15 protein-coding genes, 2 tRNA genes and 1 pseudogene are annotated in these 15,504 nt (G+C 41.3%); 6 read left to right on the top strand and 12 right to left on the bottom strand.

Features of this window, described 5'->3' with window-relative positions; genetic code table 11:
• Positions 1-266: pseudogene (locus tag BLR53_RS20100) on the bottom strand (hypothetical protein); the annotation flags it as partial.
• Between the two features lie 126 nt (positions 267-392).
• Positions 393-797, bottom strand: coding sequence for a hypothetical protein (locus BLR53_RS16260; protein ID WP_037441788.1), 405 nt, complete (start codon positions 795-797; stop codon positions 393-395).
• A gap of 119 nt (positions 798-916) precedes the next feature.
• Between BLR53_RS16260 and BLR53_RS16255 the strand changes: the two genes are divergently transcribed.
• Entirely contained in the window at positions 917-2,329 is a 1,413-nt protein-coding gene (locus tag BLR53_RS16255) for an aminotransferase-like domain-containing protein (RefSeq protein WP_074591222.1), read from the top strand.
• Positions 2,330-2,412: 83 nt separating this feature from the next.
• Positions 2,413-2,949 (top strand): GNAT family N-acetyltransferase, encoded by a 537-nt coding sequence (locus BLR53_RS16250; protein WP_074591220.1) that lies wholly within the window; start codon positions 2,413-2,415, stop codon positions 2,947-2,949.
• On the opposite strand, the gene BLR53_RS16245 is transcribed toward BLR53_RS16250, so the two are convergent.
• Positions 2,946-3,455, bottom strand: coding sequence for a GNAT family N-acetyltransferase (locus BLR53_RS16245; RefSeq protein ID WP_074591218.1), 510 nt, complete (start codon positions 3,453-3,455; stop codon positions 2,946-2,948). The genes BLR53_RS16250 and BLR53_RS16245 overlap by 4 nt on opposite strands.
• Before the next feature lie 91 nt (positions 3,456-3,546).
• On the opposite strand from BLR53_RS16245, the gene BLR53_RS16240 reads away from it, so the two are divergent.
• The gene (locus BLR53_RS16240) at positions 3,547-4,983 is read left to right on the top strand and encodes an aminotransferase-like domain-containing protein (RefSeq protein WP_074591216.1); all 1,437 of its coding nucleotides are present in this window, start codon (positions 3,547-3,549) and stop codon (positions 4,981-4,983) included.
• A 13-nt stretch (positions 4,984-4,996) separates the two neighbouring features.
• Positions 4,997-5,830, top strand: coding sequence for a bifunctional hydroxymethylpyrimidine kinase/phosphomethylpyrimidine kinase (gene thiD / locus BLR53_RS16235; protein WP_074591214.1), 834 nt, complete (start codon positions 4,997-4,999; stop codon positions 5,828-5,830).
• Here the strand turns inward: thiD and BLR53_RS16230 are convergent.
• A complete protein-coding gene (locus tag BLR53_RS16230; RefSeq protein WP_074591212.1) occupies positions 5,827-6,567 on the bottom strand; it encodes an SDR family NAD(P)-dependent oxidoreductase in 741 nt (246 codons plus the stop codon). The two genes, thiD and BLR53_RS16230, sit on opposite strands and share 4 nt — an antisense overlap.
• A 93-nt stretch (positions 6,568-6,660) precedes the next feature.
• On the opposite strand from BLR53_RS16230, the gene BLR53_RS16225 reads away from it, so the two are divergent.
• On the top strand, positions 6,661-7,047 hold the full coding sequence (locus BLR53_RS16225) for a winged helix-turn-helix transcriptional regulator (protein WP_037443467.1): 387 nt from the start codon (positions 6,661-6,663) through the stop codon (positions 7,045-7,047).
• Here BLR53_RS16225 and BLR53_RS16220 read toward each other — a convergent pair.
• The 5 genes from BLR53_RS16220 to BLR53_RS16200 form a co-directional block, all read right to left on the bottom strand.
• Positions 7,030-9,123 (bottom strand): ATP-binding protein, encoded by a 2,094-nt coding sequence (locus tag BLR53_RS16220; RefSeq protein WP_074591210.1) that lies wholly within the window; start codon positions 9,121-9,123, stop codon positions 7,030-7,032. The two genes, BLR53_RS16225 and BLR53_RS16220, sit on opposite strands and share 18 nt — an antisense overlap.
• A gap of 91 nt (positions 9,124-9,214) precedes the next feature.
• Complete coding sequence (locus BLR53_RS16215) at positions 9,215-9,811, bottom strand: cupin domain-containing protein (RefSeq protein ID WP_074591208.1); 597 nt, start codon at positions 9,809-9,811, stop codon at positions 9,215-9,217.
• Positions 9,808-10,248, bottom strand: coding sequence for an RNA polymerase sigma factor (locus tag BLR53_RS16210; RefSeq protein ID WP_051760156.1), 441 nt, complete (start codon positions 10,246-10,248; stop codon positions 9,808-9,810). The genes BLR53_RS16215 and BLR53_RS16210 overlap by 4 nt, the downstream gene beginning before the upstream one ends.
• Positions 10,249-10,333: 85 nt before the next feature.
• On the bottom strand, positions 10,334-10,852 hold the full coding sequence (locus BLR53_RS16205; RefSeq protein ID WP_074591205.1) for a nuclear transport factor 2 family protein: 519 nt from the start codon (positions 10,850-10,852) through the stop codon (positions 10,334-10,336).
• Between the two features lie 160 nt (positions 10,853-11,012).
• Complete coding sequence (locus tag BLR53_RS16200) at positions 11,013-11,996, bottom strand: aldo/keto reductase (RefSeq protein ID WP_074591203.1); 984 nt, start codon at positions 11,994-11,996, stop codon at positions 11,013-11,015.
• A gap of 204 nt (positions 11,997-12,200) precedes the next feature.
• Between BLR53_RS16200 and BLR53_RS16195 the strand changes: the two genes are divergently transcribed.
• Positions 12,201-13,097 carry a helix-turn-helix domain-containing protein gene (locus BLR53_RS16195; RefSeq protein WP_074591201.1) on the top strand — a complete coding sequence of 299 codons (897 nt, stop codon included), beginning with the start codon at positions 12,201-12,203 and terminating at the stop codon, positions 13,095-13,097.
• Between the two features lie 134 nt (positions 13,098-13,231).
• Here BLR53_RS16195 and BLR53_RS16190 read toward each other — a convergent pair.
• The 3 genes from BLR53_RS16190 to BLR53_RS16180 all read right to left on the bottom strand — a co-directional run bounded on the left by BLR53_RS16190 (position 13,232) and on the right by BLR53_RS16180 (position 15,195).
• Positions 13,232-13,307 (bottom strand) — tRNA-His (locus BLR53_RS16190).
• A gap of 120 nt (positions 13,308-13,427) precedes the next feature.
• A complete protein-coding gene (locus BLR53_RS16185; protein WP_074591199.1) occupies positions 13,428-14,948 on the bottom strand; it encodes a glycoside hydrolase family 43 protein in 1,521 nt (506 codons plus the stop codon).
• 170 nt (positions 14,949-15,118) lie between these two features.
• A tRNA-His gene (locus BLR53_RS16180) sits at positions 15,119-15,195 on the bottom strand.
• Between the last annotated feature and the right edge of the window lie 309 nt (positions 15,196-15,504).

Below are 15,504 nucleotides of genomic sequence, written 5' to 3'. Positions count from 1 at the left end.
ACCCATATTTCCTCTGCGCACAGAGCAGCTCTTCGCTGAACTAGATCTGCATGCACTTTGAACCTGTGAAAGGAATTGGTGGTATATACCCATTTCTTTTTGGTTTTGATCAACATCCCCTGAGAACGTACAAGGTTAAATACAGCATCTCTGCCCATTGATATGCCGTGTCCCTGCAAGAAGCCATTGTTAAGTTCTTTGTAGAGTTTGATACATCCGGTTTTAGGGAGCTCTTTTCTGATCTCGTATATTTTTTTCCAATACAATTTCTTGTTCTAAAAAACACAGCCGTACGCTTCTTAAATGGCTATACCAGGCCTGCCTGGTATAGCCAAAGACAGCGCAAAGATTATCGATACTATAATCTTTGCGTGTTCCTTTTAACTCATAGATCACTTGGTAGCAGCTTTTTTTTTAAGATCTGTATTGTACTCCTGGTTAGCGATTGCAATTACCTTTTCAAGAGCTGCAATCTTCATCTCGGCCAATACAAGTCGTTTTTCTAACCCTTTTCGATCCTCGGAGCTCAAAGGCTCATTTGGGATAAGCGGTTCTTCTGGCATAAGCTGGGTTTGGGTCTTTCGGTACCAAGATACGAAGGATATGATAGTATGTTCAGGCAAACCATATTTTCTTGCTACCTGGGGGTAGCTGTAGGAACCTTGAATGTATTCCAAAGCTAACTGAACTCTAAAACTTTCTGAATGGGGAGAAACCCTCCCGCCTTTGCCCTTACTTGGACGTTCGTTTTTTATACTCATTTTTCTGTTTTGAAAAACTTTCTTATGTAAACTCATATCAGGAACGGACATGGAAATATTGGCAGCATTCGATTAAATGAGATTTCCGTATTTCGCAGATACGTCATTTCCGGTACAGAAGAGTAAATTTGAAAAAACAAATAGTACAGTGCGTTATGAAGGCTTATAAATTTGAGATATTTACCTCAGTTATACAGGAAAACATTCGGGTAGGGCTTTACAAGCCGGGATTTAAATTGCCGGCAGTGCGCCAAATTAAAGAGATTTACAAATTAAGCACAAGTACGGTTCAGCAGGGATATGATGATCTGGTTGCGAGGGGCCTGATTGAAAGTATACCGCGATCGGGATATTACGTGCTGGACAGTCAGGTAAAGGTTTATAAAGGAATAAAGAAAGAGAGGCCGGTAGTCCGGGATGCAGTTTTTGAAGATCGGTTATCTCTTACGACTTCTTCATACACCGGATCCAGGGTTAACGAGTTTAACGTCGCAGCTCCCGGCGATTTGTTGATACCACAAAAACTGATTCTGCGAACTATGCAGCAGGTCATCAGAGAATCGGGATTAGGTCTGCTGAAGTATTATCCGGCTGCGGGTAGTTCTTTGCTAAGGCAAAGCCTGGCAGAACGGGCAGCGGCAAATCAGACGATCTTAAATCCAGAAGAATTATTAATTACTGACGGAGCCTTACAAGCTTTATATATTGCTTTATCTGCTGTATGCAGCCCTGGTGATGTGATTGCAGTGGAAAGTCCTTGTGTGTTTTCGGCACTCGAGGTGATCCGTGTACTCCGGCTAAAAGTCATCGAAATACCGGTAGACCCTATTTATGGGTTTGATCTCGATTTTCTTCGAAAGGCCTGTTTGGTAAACGATATAAAGGCAGTAATGGTTACTCCGAATTTTCATAATCCAACGGGCACGCAGCTAACCGATGTGCAGAAAAAAACGATGCTGAGCATAGCATTGGAAAATGGCTTTGCGGTGATTGAAAATGATGTTTACGGAGATCTGAACTATTCGGGGCCGAGACCCACGACGATTAAAAGTTTTGATCAGTCAGGTATAGTAATGACTTACAGTTCTTTTTCAAAAACGCTGGCTCCCGGAATAAGACTGGGCTGGCTTTCAGCCGGGAAGTTCCTGGGGCGGGCTGAGCAGATTAGATTTGCGCTGGGTAGTACGGTTTCACCTATTTATCAGGAGACCGTGTATAAACTGATCAGTACTTCCAGCTTTGATCGTCATATTCGGAAATTTCGGAATTATCTGGCTAAAAATGCGCATCAGACCATGACACTACTATCTGATTTTTTTCCTGAAGGTACACATATGACCAGGCCCGCCGGAGGTTATCATGGTTGGGTCAGGTTACCGGACTCCGTTCCGGTAGACAAATTTTATCTGGCTTGCGCAACAATTGGCGTGAAATTTACACCGGGCTACACTTTTTCTTTTAGCGGGCAGTATCAGCAGTATTTCAGAATTGTATTTTCCGACCGGTACACGCAGGAAAGAAAAGACGCTATTGCCCGTGCCGGAATTTCTTCCGTTCGTCTGGCGTAAAAGATACTGTACTGGCAATTCTTTAAGAATCTGTACTGTTTAAGCAGCAACAGAGCGCGTAAATTGCAGCTAAATAGAAAAAGATGTATCAACACATAAAAACAAAATTTACAGTGGTCACCGGGGATGAAATCGATACCCTGATGCTGCTGACTAAAAATATTGCATTAGCCAAGTTCTCAGGCTTAATCCAGGCAGATTTACTGGAAAGTTATATTGAAGAAAATTATACGGAGAAGACTTTAATTACTGAAGTGAATAGTATGTCAAATCAATGGCTTGTCGTTTACGCTGATGACCAGCCTGCCGGATACGCAAGAATTACCTCCAAAGGAAAAAGTCCTGAACTCCCAGATAGCCAGACCAGGATCTGTATCGCTGATTTTGGCTTACTGGAAGATTATTCTACGCCGGAAGTCCGGGCATCATTAATGGATAAATGCCTGGCAGTTTGCCGATCTTATAGTTTTATCTGGATTAATGAATATGAAAGTAATCCGCTGCTTCCATTTTTTGAAGAATCAGGATTCGTCAGGCTCGAACAAGATGCCCAAATGGATGGTTTGCCTCTGGACTCCGTTTATTTGATCAGGGAAAAGGAAAATCTGGCGAAAGCTTAACCCAAAGCTATTTCAAACAGGCTCGAAGAAGCACCTTTATAGTGTGCCGGCAGGTTTGCAGTGAGTGGAATAGTTGTGATACCAAGATAATCAAAGCCCTGACTGATATAGTAATTATTGAGTTTGTCATTTCCGCTTCCGGTATCCATACGGATGTATTTTTTGTGATGCTTAACAGCATGATCTTTTGCCCAGGAAATGATTTGCCGAATCAGGTTTTTGCCTCTGTAGTCGGGATGGGTGACTATCCGGTGCAGATATATTGCGGGATCTTCATTTTTTTTCTGCCATATTTCGGGGTCGTCGAAGGTCGTGCAGAAAATGCCTGCAATTCGGGTTCCGTCCATCAATTTCCACTGTTGTTCTGCCTCTATTTCCTGGAGCACCATTTTGCTATCAAACCCGATCCAATGTTTTTCGGCCACCTTTTTCTGGTATTCAGTTCCTGAATCATAAAGTCTGAAGATTTCTTCCAGATCGGCTGCTGTACTGTTTATAATTTCCATGGGTCTTTTTATTTCAAAAATGAGCGTTATCAATCAGTATATGCAGATGCAGTTTTGTTATATTTGAGCATAGCAGATTGAGGTATAAAAGATGAATAAGCATAAATATGAGAATATTGCCATGATTCTCGAAGATCAGATTAAAGGTAAAGTATTACTGCCGGGAGATAAATTACCCTCTCTGCGAAGGCTTTGCACGGATCATGATATTAGCCAGAGTACCGCCTTAAGTGTATATGATCTACTGCAGGCGGGCGGATATGCCGAATCGCGTGACCGTTCCGGCTATTTTGTCAGCCGTCTTTCCGGACGGATTGCCGCTTTACCTTTTTCGAGCCACCCTGCGGGTAAAGAATCAGCTCAGAACCTCGATAAACTGGCTGAGGAAATCTTCAGTACGGCCGGTCCCGGACACATTAAATTCTCTTATGGCGCACCTTCTTCCAAACTGTTACCGGTTGCCAGATTGAATAAAGAATTGGTTAAGGCTGCGCGGAATCTTGAAAGCGGAGGAACCGCTTATACCGAAACTCAAGGGAACGAGAAGCTCCGGAGGCAGGTTATTAGGCATGCCCCACATTTAGGTAGCTTAAAACCTGATGATTTAATTACTACTTCTGGTTGTAACAATGCACTCGCTCTAGCCTTAATGGCTACGACCAGCCCCGGTGACAGGGTAGGTGTGGAGAGTCCATATTATTTTGGTCTTTCGGGCCTGGCCAGGAGTTTAGGAATAAAACTTGTAGAATTACCTTGTCATGCACTTACCGGACCGGACCTGGAGATGCTGGAATGCATTTTGCAAAAACGGCAGCTTCAGGCGATTATTGTGGTTAGTAATTTTAGTAATCCGATGGGCGGTCTGATGCCGCCAGCTAATAAGGAGCATCTGGTCAAACTAATTGAACGATTTCAAATTCCATTGATCGAAGATGATATTTATGGAGATATTTATTTCGGAAAACAAAGACCTGATACCTGTAAAAGTTATGATAGCAGTGGGTTAGTGTTACTTTGCAGTTCATTTACCAAGACCATTGCACCTGGTTACCGGGTTGGTTGGATTGCGCCAGGGAAATTCAGGGAAAAAGTACTACAATTGAAATTAAGTTTCATGGTTTGTTCTGCAAGTTTAACTGAAGAAGCAATTGCCGGATTTATGGAGACAAGCCATTATCAAAAGCATCTTAAACAATTAAGGCAGACCCTTTATGCCAATTACCTGCAGTACTCGGATGTAATTGGCAGGTATTTCCCTGAAGGTACCCGTTTAAGTCAGCCTCAGGGAGGTTTGTTCCTCTGGGTAGAATTTGATTCTGAAATAAATACACTGCAACTTTTTAAGCAGGCTATCAGGTTGGGAATTAGTATTGCGCCGGGACAGTTATTTACCCGGGAAAAGCAATTTAGTAATTGTATGCGTCTTAATTTTGGCCTACCCTGGAATCCACAACTCGAGCGGGCGTTAAAAACTATTGGTCATCTGGCAAAAATGCTGGGGAAAACCACTAACAAATTGAATAATTGAAATAATTCATAATATGATGCATACCTACAAATACCCGGTAGTATTAACTGTTGCGGGTTTCGACGGCAGTGGGGGAGCCGGGATCCAGGCAGATATCAATACGATTTCCGCGTTAGGCTGTTACGCTACTTCTGTTCTGACGGCCTTACCTGTGCAGAATACAACAGGCGTAAAGGCTGTGCATCTGATCCCCGCTGCGGTTGTAAAGCAGCAGCTGGAGACTGTTTTAGAAGATATAAGACCAGATGCAATTAAAATAGGAATGATCCCTGATGAGGCAGTACTGATGGTTATTTGTAATGTGTTGCGTGCTTATGCGGATATTCCAATAATTTATGATCCGGTAATGGTTGCCAGCAGTGGTGATCACTTAATGCAGAAGGAAACGATTTCAGCGATGATCAGAGAACTTTTCCCGCTGATAGCTCTGGTTACCCCTAATCTTGATGAGGCTGCGGTATTAACCAATACAAAGGTGAATTCTATTTCGGAAATGGAAATAGCAGGTAGAAGGATCACGGATATGGGTTGTCCGTCAGTTCTGTTAAAAGGTGGCCATTTACCATCGGGACAGCTAACCTCTGTTTTATTTAATGCAGATCAAAGCAGACAATTGTTTCATACCGAAAGAATAGATACGGATAATACACATGGTACCGGTTGTACATTATCTGCCGCAATCGCCGCTTTTATAGCCAGAGGCGAAGGTTTAAATTTTGCCGTCGAATCTGGTATTGCTTATGTCCATCAGGCCATTCTACATGGTAAGGATGTACATACCGGAAAGGGCAGAGGCCCGCTGAATCATTTCTTCGGGCCTCTGAAATTAATTAAAAAAAAGGTTTAGGCATTTAATCCGCCATCTACAGTCAGGAACGAGCCCGTAATGTACTTTGCTTCTGCTGAGGCCAGATAGTTAACCATACTGGCAATATCTGCAGGGACACCATAATCGGGCAAGGCCATATGGCTTCGCAGAAAATCTGCTAATGGCGCATCAGCAGGATTCATGTCAGTGTTTATCGGACCTGGCTGAACCAGGTTCACAGTAATATTTTGTTTTCCCAAATCACGGGCAAGGCCACGTGTAAACCCTTGTAATGCAGATTTGCTCATGGTATATAATGTGGTCTGCGGACCCAGCGCGTGTTCTGCCATATTACTGCCAATATTAATGATTCTTCCTCCTGCCGGCATTGCCTTTACTGCGGCTAAAGAAGCTGCAAATACAGCTTGAACATTAACCGTCATAATCTCATTATAATCTGCCAGCGTATGTTCTTCAAATGCTTTGCCTACATAGATTCCTGCATTGTTAACCAGAATATCTACTCTTCCATATTTACTTATGGTTGCTTCTACTGCTCCGGTAACTTCATCTGCGTTTAATCCGTTTGCTTTAACTGCAGTCGCAATTCCTCCGCCCTGAATGATCTCCCGGACAATTTCATCTGCTTTTTCCGGTGAACTGGAATAAGTTAAAACAACTGTCGCTCCTTCATCTGCTAATCTTTTAGCGATTGCTGCACCAATACCACGGCTGCCGCCGGTAACAAATGCGATCTTATCTGTCAAGTTTTTCATAACACTGAATTAAAATTTCAACAAAAGTACCGTATATACTATTATCTTTGTATGTATACGTTTGATTGTTAGGTACTAACAAAATAGTAAGAAATGAGAAAAGAGACTTCAACGAATGCTTTGAATGAAAAAATGATCAATGACGGCTGTGGTATGGCCCTGTCTATGTCAGTGATAGGGGGGCGCTGGAAGCCAGCTATTCTTTGCCGGCTTGCTTACGGGACTATGCGTTATGGTGAGCTTAAAAAGGCTATAGACGGCATTTCGGAACGGATGCTTGTTGCACAGCTCAGAGAGATGGAAAAGGACAGGATTGTTCAAAGAATTGTCTACCCGGAAGTTCCACCAAGAGTCGAATACCAACTGACTGATCTTGGAAGAACTATGAAGCCTATGCTGGATGCCATGTCAGAATGGGGAAATAAATACCGCGATCAGATTGATGCCGGGTCTATCGAATTGTTAAGTGTTGGGGAATAAAGGTAAAGTAAACCAGAAAGTGCTGCCATCTCCCATTTCACTTTCAACACCTATTTCTCCATCATGTCTTTTAATAATCTCTGAACAGATATATAATCCCAACCCTAGTCCAGTGTAATTCTGGCTGTCGTGGTTTACCCGGTAATAGCGGTCAAATAGATGGGGTAAGACATGAGCTGGGATGCCGGGCCCTTGATCTTTCACTGAAATCCTTGCATATTGATCTATTTTATCTATTTTCAGATAGATTTTTTCGGCATCTGCGGCATACTTCACCGCATTATTTACAAAATTCACCACCACCTGGTCTATCCGGTGTTCATCGGCGTAAACCTGCAGATCCTTGTCTCCTTCGACGATCAGTTCAAACTTTCCTTCCATACGCACATGGTTACAGCAAAGGTTTAACATCTCGGAGATAGTAAATGTGCTTTTCTGCAGTTTAAGGTTCCCTTCTGTCAAGCGGTTCATATTCAGTAGGTCGTCTACTAGAACACTCATTTTATCCATACTTCTGTTGGCCTGCTCAATGAGTTTGATATGCATTGGGGTAAAAGGTTTTTCCTTAATTCTGTCAAGTAATTGCAGTGCTCCTTTTAAACTGGTTACAGGTGTTTTTAGTTCGTGACTGGCTATACTCAGGAAATCATCTTTACGTTGTTCAAATAATTTACTTTCGGTGATATCTGCTGTCATTCCGACCATACGGTTCGCTTTTCCATTTATATCATAACGGGCGCGTCCACGTGCGCTGATCCAGTGAATAGACCCGTCCCGCCATTTGACTGGATATTCGGCACTGTAAACGGAATTATTATCGATTGCTTCCTGAACTAGTTTTTTTACCCCATCGCGGTATTCCGGTATCATTGTATTAAAAAGGTCAGGGTAATTAAAAGTTTCCTCCTTCGTGTAACCGTAATTTGCCTTAAACTGATCGGTGCTCTGCATAATCCCGGTTGCCAGATCAACCTCGGTTGAGCCTAATTTACTGGCATCGAGTGCAATTTTAAGGCGTTCACTGAGATCTTCAGCAGCTTTTCTTGCAATAACCTGCTCTGTCACTTCATTGGCTACAATCATTAGGTCTCTGCCCCCTGCAACGCCCTTTATCGGCTGATAGGTGAAGTTTACGTATACTTCTTTAAGCGTTTCTCCATGAGGAAGGGAAAGTCTGGCTTCATTTCCGTAATGTGGTTCGCCGCTCAGATATACCTGGTCCAGAAAATTATAAATCGTCTGCTCCTGAATTGAGGGGAGCGCTAGGTGTAATGGTTTTCCAAGAACAGCAGTATCTTTGTCCCACATCTTAAGGATAGTGTCGTTCGCACAATCTATAATCAATTCCCGGCCTTTCAGAATGGCGATAGCAGTAGGGGATTCTTTAATCAGGTTTCTGAATCTGGATTCACTCTCAGCGAGGTTCTTGTTGAGTACTATTAACTCTTCTTGTGATAACCGGAGTTCTTCATTTGAGGAGGTTAGTTCTTCATTCATAACCTGTAATTCTTCCTGTTGTTCAGAAAGCAGCAGATTTGTTTCCCTATGATTCTGAATTTCGTCAAGTGCAGAGATGCGCAGTTCGATCTGATCCATTACGGCAGTAGCAAGACCAGAGAGTATTTCTTCTTCCTGTTTGGAAAATGACCTGGGCTGTTTATCTATGATGCAAAGTGTCCCAATCAAAAATCCATCATGTGTGATCAAAGGTGCACCGGCATAAAAACGTAAACCGAAATTTCCTGCGACGTTTGGATTAGCAATCAGGCATGGTTCCTTCAATGCATCCTGGAAAACAGTTATGTCGGTGTTCAACACAGCCAGTGCACAAAGGCTCTTACCCCGGTTTGCTTCCTTAGCGGTACCCATGCCGATATTTGCTTTAAAAAATACACGTTCGGCATCTACAAGGGAAATTAAAGAAATCGGGACGTTAAATATTTTAGCACACAATTTTGCCAGATTGTCAAAGGATGCTTCTGAGGGCGTATCCATGATTCTGTACCTTTGCAATGCAGCTAATCTTTCTATATCATTCTCAGGAATGATATTCATCCCAAAGGTATTTTCGATCATAAAAACGGAGATAATATCGTGCAGTATAAAGATATAAATCGTTTAATTGTTTGCACAGTTGTTTATACGGAATGGGATTATTATGTTTTTATTAGGATAATGCAGATCTGTACTGTACAATAGCCATAACCGGGCCATTAATAATCTCAACGCGATGATTTGTTTTCAGCGGTATTTGAGTGTATCCGCCTGGCTCAAGATAAAACACATGATTATCTACCGTACATCTGCAACGCCCTTTTAAAATCAGAAAACTCTCGTATTCATCGGCATGACTTTCCTCTTCTATATCAAATGAGGAAACAACGAGCAGTTGCTTCAATTCATCGTTTTCAGCAATTAATTCGGCAAAATTCTCTGCTTGTAAAGCGTGTGGGAAATGTGCGGTAACCAGATCATACCATTTATGATAATCGGACAGTTCACTGATCGGGATGATTTCATTCTTACTTAAAATTTCATCTGACCCAAACAGCTTTTGTTCAATCTTTCTCTTAAGATCTGCTGAAGGTTCTATTGCATTTTGCAGGGCATAATTCTCGAGAGCTTTCTCGATAGATGCTGTTTCTTCGGCCAATTCAGGGAATCTCAAGATCATTTCCTGTACCTCTGCATTAGTGGTCTCATCCAGCATGTTAAGCACATACAGCTCTAGAATACCACTTTCGATATAGGTTTGCAGGTTCACAGTTGTTTAGTTTTTATCTTAATTTCTTTCCTTAACTCTATTTTGCACGCTGTATTTGTCATCGAGAATAACTTAGCAATGGCTTCAATAGAAACGCCTTGGTTAATTACAAGGTCGAAAACACTTTCATGGCAATGGTCTTTATTAGACTTACCGTCGGCAAAGATATAATCTTTCGCTGTAGATCTGGCTACCTTTATGACCCAGGTGAAAAATGTAGAGAATTCAGGTTTATAGTCTCCTATACGAATATAAATGCTGATCAGGGTATCTGACAATAGCTTTTCAGCTATTATTTTGTCGTCAACTAGACGAATAATAACACCGTAAATAGCTGCACCATAAGTGTCAAAAAGTAATACTACTCCCGACAAATGTCTTTGTCTGAGGAGAGCCTCGATCTTGTCTTCTTCTTCTTTTCTGTCCGGGGGATGCATGGTATTAAAGATATATATTTAATCTTGTAGAGGAGATGCCGGCCTAAAAATGAACAAAAAGACAAGTTATCAGTTTCTTTTGCCTTTACAGGTCAACTTGTTCCCTATGTACAAAATTGGATGTACGATGCTTAATCCACCATTTTCCATTCTCCTTCACAAACGAATCTTTATAAATGGTATATAGCGTTGTTTTCGATTCCTTCCCGTTTTGATTGCCCACCAATATCACGCGGCAATAACTTGTTGCTTCGGCTTTGTCTCCATGTAGATCGATAGTCTGTTGTGCATTCTGATGGTAGACAGTATGAAAATTGGAGAGGAATGCAGAAAAAGCCTGTTGCAATTGTTTTCTGCCCTTTAACGGCGTTGAGGGCTTTCCACCAGAGATTGATACAACCTCGCCATCTTCGGTAAAGAGCATTACCTGCTTTTCTATTTCTTTTGTATCGGCCAGGTTCGAGAACTCATCTACCACATACTTGATCGCCATTTTGTCCTCGATGGCCGCAACTCTTTGTTCTAAATTTTTCTTTCCCATTTTTTGGGCAAATGTTAAAGTTGATAGAAAAATCAACACTGTAAATAATATTCTTGATTTCATAATTCTAATTTAATACTGGATTCCCAACCTTTATTACTGGCTACCTCGGCAACTGCCTTTGTATTGTTTGTTCGGGAAAGATAAACGATAAGGAAGATCAATATTGCGAAAACTAAAGCCGTATTTTAGATAGAACAGATTCATAATCTATGGTTTTAATCTATTTTCCAACCCTGCTCATCAGATGTTGTGGATACCTGGCACCTACAATCTCAATATGCGATATTGCTTCTTCAATCTTATTAAGATCATCCGCCGAAAGGTTGATTTCCGCACCACCAACGTTTTCCTGCAAACGATGCAGTTTTGTGGTACCTGGGATAGGGGCAATAAAGGGTTTTTTGGCCAAGAGCCATGCAAGGGCAAGCTGTGCGGGAGAAGCTTGTTTCTCATCTGCAATAATTTTCAAAAGATCGACCAGGGCTTGATTGGCCTTTCTGTTTTCTTCTGAAAAACGGGGCACTATATTACGGAAATCGCTGGCGTCAAATTTAGTTTGTTCATTGATCGCTCCTGTAAGGAATCCCTTTCCAAGCGGACTGAACGTAACGAAACCTATACCCAGTTCTTCGAGTGCAGGGATAATTTCCTTCTCGGTATCGCGGAAGAACAAAGAATATTCACTCTGCAAGGCTGTAACAGGTTCAACAGCATGTGCTTTGCGGATCGTATCAACGCCAGCCTCTGAAAGTCCCCAATGCCTGATCTTTCCTTCCTTGATAAGCTCCTGTATTGTTCCGGCCACCTCTTCAATGGGAACGTTAACATCCACACGATGCTGATAAAAAAGATCAATGTAATCGGTCTGCAGATAGCGCAGCGAATTTTCAGCCACCTGTCTAATCCTTTCCGGACGGCTATCCTGTCCTTTTGATGAATCGCCATCCACAAATCCAAATTTGGTAGCGATCACGACTTTTTCACGGAAAGGTTTGACCGCTTTTCCCAAAAGTGTTTCGTTCGCTCCCTGTCCATACGCTTCTGCCGTATCAAAGAAAGTGATACCCATTTCATAGGCGGACCTGATCAGGTCAATCGCCTGCTTTTCGTCGGTTGCCGGGCCGTATCCGTAACTTAGTCCCATACAACCAAGTCCAAGTGAGGATACTTCAAGACTGTCGTTTCCCAATTTTCTTGTTTTCATAATTCTACTATATTTAAAATATTGTTGCTACAGATTTTAAGATGATCCTTTTTCTTTTCGCTTCGATGATACAAATTTCACCAACTTTCTAACCTTAATTGTTATATGGATTACTGCATGTTATACCATAATTACTGATTCGCATTGCATTAGGTCGCAGACACCGATTGAGGGTGTATATTTGGTGAAGAAATTAGAAATGATATGGAAAAAGTGATCAGGATCGATAGTGTTGGACAGTTCAGCGCAATGAACAATAATGAAACGCTTCATCCATTAGTGAATATTGTTGACCTCTCCAAGGCCGATGAAAGGCAGAACCGTAAATCAAATTATGGGTTCTATGCAGTCTTTCTTAAGGAGGTCAAATGCGGAGACCTCCACTATGGTTGCAACTATTATGATTATGAAGAGGGAACCTTAGTGTTTGTAGGACCTGGTCAGATCATAGGCGTAGAGAACAACGGTGAGCTTTATCAGCCCAAAGGGACTGCGCTGGTGTTCCACCAAGATCTGATCAAAGGCACTTCCCTTGGCAGAAATATTGGTGAATACAATTTCTTTTCATATGAGGTGCACGAAGCCCTCCATCTTTCTGAAAGCGAGAGAAGATTAATTTACGATTGTTATAGTAAGATCCGAAGAGAGCTTCAAAGCAATATAGACAAGCACAGCAAGACACTAATTGTAAGTAACATTGAACTTCTGTTGAACTATTGTGTGCGGTTCTATGACCGGCAGTTCATTACAAGGGAAAACGTTAATAAGGGCATACTGCATAAATTTGAAGAGCTGCTCAATGGTTACTTTAGTTCTGAAAGACCAAAAGAAATAGGATTGCCATCAGTGGCGTATTGTGCAGAACAGTTGAATCTATCGCCCAATTACTTCGGCGACCTGATCAAAAAGGAAACGGGAAAATCTGCACAAGAATATATTCAGATGAAAGTAATGGATATTGCAAAGGAAAAGGTATTTGATGTGAGTAAAACCGTCAGCGAAATTGCTTATGAATTGGGCTACAGATACCCACAACATTTTAGCCGTTCCTTTAAGCAGCACGTTGGCGTTTCTCCGAATGAATATAGATTATTGAATTAACCCTGATACCCAAGTTTATGTAGCTATAAAACTTGACTGCATCGAACCAAAAATAGGCCTTAGCGGGTAGTATACAATGATTTGAAAATTCCCTAAAAACAAATTAGCCCTTTAAGATATCTTAAAGGGCTAATGGGTGGAATATGGGGCTCGAACCCACGACCCTCGGTACCACAAACCGATGCTCTAACCAACTGAGCTAAAACCACCGTTTATTAATAAGGCAAAAATACAATTTTGACGGATCATTTTAAATTTTTTTACAAAAAAACTTTGATTTAAACCCGTTTAGAGGCTGTTGTATGGTTAAGTATTTGGTGAACAGTAGTTTTAATTTTGCTGAGGCATATATTTTAAATCAAATGAAGAGAATACTGCTTCTTCTGCAGGTTTGCCTTTGAAATGAAGCCCGATACGTGGGCTTCTGTCCCATTGGGTTAAAGATTCGGCTTTAGGTTCTTCTGTAACTTTAAGTTCTTGCCATTCTTGATTTCCTTGTTTGAAAAATGCTGTAATTCTAAGGTCAGCTGTAGTTTTCAATTTAAGCTGTACCAGTTCATTAGTTGGCAGGTGTGCCGAGGCTAATATTTTATTTGCTTTATTTTGGACAGACCAGAACTGGACTGTATTTCCAGTCACACCTACACCGACTGCGGCAGTTGCATCTCCATAATAGGTTAATCCTTTTAATGCGTTATTGGAATTTACTACAGTTGTTAGGGCTTCAAATACGCCGGAAACCGGTCTCCTTGTTAACGCAATACCGGCTAAATTATCGTCATTTACTTTGCCTGATAAATGGAGGTTTTCAGCGTTTTGTGAAACAAGAGTGCCTGAATTTCGGAAATCCCATTGCCAGCCCAAATCTAGAGACGAATCTTTAAAGGACAGTTTTATATCTGGATTTAACTCCGGACCGGATTGTTCTTTTAACAAAGGCCATTCATTTTGTCCAGGCCATATCAGCTCAGCCAGCATTCCTTGCCTACCGGAAAATAGGGCTGTTTGTTTGTTGTAAGCATGATATAGATAGTATAATTTTCCATTCGCTCCTTCTGCAAATGTGCCATGGCCTGAACATTTCCAGGATGCATTTTCAGCCAATAGTGGATTTCCAGCGTATTTTTCATAAGGTCCTTCAAACGACTTTGATCTGGCAACCCCGACATTATAATCGCATTGTATACCGCAGCAATTTCCGGCAGAATAAAAAAGGTAATAATAGTTGTCCTTTTTTAAGATGCTCTGACCTTCCAAGCCCTTCCGCTGATCATCTTTTAACATAGAAAAGGGTTCACCTTCGGAACGTAATCCATCTTTTGATAGTTTTACTCCTAAGATCTCAATTGGTCTGTCATCCAGCCCATAAGCTTTGTAAGTCATATACCTTATGCCTTTATCCAGGAAAACAAAGGCATCTATTGCTTCTTTTCCGTGATCTATAATTACACCATGGTCGACGAATCCTCTATCTGGATATTTCGAAGTGGCTACTCCAATGCAGGAAATCTGATCTTTCTTTCTTCTGGCTGTATAGTAGATATAATAAGTTCCATCGTGATAATCATATTCTGGTGCCCAGAAAGACCCCATTGTCCATGCTGGCGCTTTGTCAAAAAGGTAACCCGTTTGTTTCCAGTTAATCAAATCTGAAGAGGTGTATATCGGAAAGTGGGGTGCCCACTCCGAGGAAGTGCCTATCGCGTAATATTTGTTATCTGCGCGAATAATTGAAGGATCGGCAAAGTCTCCGGGAATTACCGGATGTATGGCGTTCTGTGCAGACACGACATTTGATAGAAGAATTAAGTGAACTGCAGCAAGCAGTAATAGGCGTTGGCGTATTCTCATTTAGCTAAACTAATTTTAATTAATACAAATCCCTAGCTAAATTTCTAAACGTGATAATGATAAATCCGAATATTACAGACTGCTCGTGGATATGCTTTGTTAAGCGCTGAGGATAAATTGGGAATTATAGACAAAAAAAAAGCAGTCTGTGAAGACTGCTTTTGAAAATTTGGGGTGGAATATGGGGCTCGAACCCACGACCCTCGGTACCACAAACCGATGCTCTAACCAACTGAGCTAAAACCACCATGTTTTTCTGTTGACAAAAGTACGGTTTTAAATGAGCTTGTCAAATATTTAGGAGAATATATTTGAAATGAGTTTTAATTTATTCAGTACCAGTATATTAATTTTTGTAGGTTTCAATAGCTGCTGCGCATATTTAGTTGTTCAAAAGGAATTATTACAGCCATAGCTTATTACCCGATCGTTTATCTGCGTATTTAGTGTCCTGTGTATTGTTGTGTTTGCGAGTTAAACAATATTTTATCTTCTGGTATTCTTGTTTAACATTTTTACGCTTTTACATCTAAAAAACTGTTCAATCTTTCTTTTT

The sequence above is a fragment of the Pedobacter antarcticus genome, assembly GCF_900103515.1.
GTDB classification, from domain to species: Bacteria; Bacteroidota; Bacteroidia; order Sphingobacteriales; family Sphingobacteriaceae; genus Pedobacter; species Pedobacter antarcticus.
Note: the sequence above shows the minus strand (reverse complement) of the source record. Positions and strands in the feature narration are given on the sequence as shown.

Coding starts and splice junctions, on each gene's coding strand:
- BLR53_RS16195 (WP_074591201.1), top strand. CDS start 12,201: ATGGAAAAAGTGATCAGGATCGATAGTGTTGGACAGTTCAGCGCAATG.
- BLR53_RS16210 (WP_051760156.1), bottom strand. CDS start 10,248: ATGCATCCCCCGGACAGAAAAGAAGAAGAAGACAAGATCGAGGCTCTC.
- BLR53_RS16205 (WP_074591205.1), bottom strand. CDS start 10,852: ATGAAATCAAGAATATTATTTACAGTGTTGATTTTTCTATCAACTTTA.
- BLR53_RS16250 (WP_074591220.1), top strand. CDS start 2,413: ATGTATCAACACATAAAAACAAAATTTACAGTGGTCACCGGGGATGAA.
- BLR53_RS16225 (WP_037443467.1), top strand. CDS start 6,661: ATGAGAAAAGAGACTTCAACGAATGCTTTGAATGAAAAAATGATCAAT.
- BLR53_RS16255 (WP_074591222.1), top strand. CDS start 917: ATGAAGGCTTATAAATTTGAGATATTTACCTCAGTTATACAGGAAAAC.
- BLR53_RS16260 (WP_037441788.1), bottom strand. CDS start 797: ATGAGTTTACATAAGAAAGTTTTTCAAAACAGAAAAATGAGTATAAAA.
- thiD (WP_074591214.1), top strand. CDS start 4,997: ATGATGCATACCTACAAATACCCGGTAGTATTAACTGTTGCGGGTTTC.
- BLR53_RS16245 (WP_074591218.1), bottom strand. CDS start 3,455: ATGGAAATTATAAACAGTACAGCAGCCGATCTGGAAGAAATCTTCAGA.
- BLR53_RS16200 (WP_074591203.1), bottom strand. CDS start 11,996: ATGAAAACAAGAAAATTGGGAAACGACAGTCTTGAAGTATCCTCACTT.
- BLR53_RS16220 (WP_074591210.1), bottom strand. CDS start 9,123: ATGATCGAAAATACCTTTGGGATGAATATCATTCCTGAGAATGATATA.
- BLR53_RS16185 (WP_074591199.1), bottom strand. CDS start 14,948: ATGAGAATACGCCAACGCCTATTACTGCTTGCTGCAGTTCACTTAATT.
- BLR53_RS16230 (WP_074591212.1), bottom strand. CDS start 6,567: ATGAAAAACTTGACAGATAAGATCGCATTTGTTACCGGCGGCAGCCGT.
- BLR53_RS16240 (WP_074591216.1), top strand. CDS start 3,547: ATGAATAAGCATAAATATGAGAATATTGCCATGATTCTCGAAGATCAG.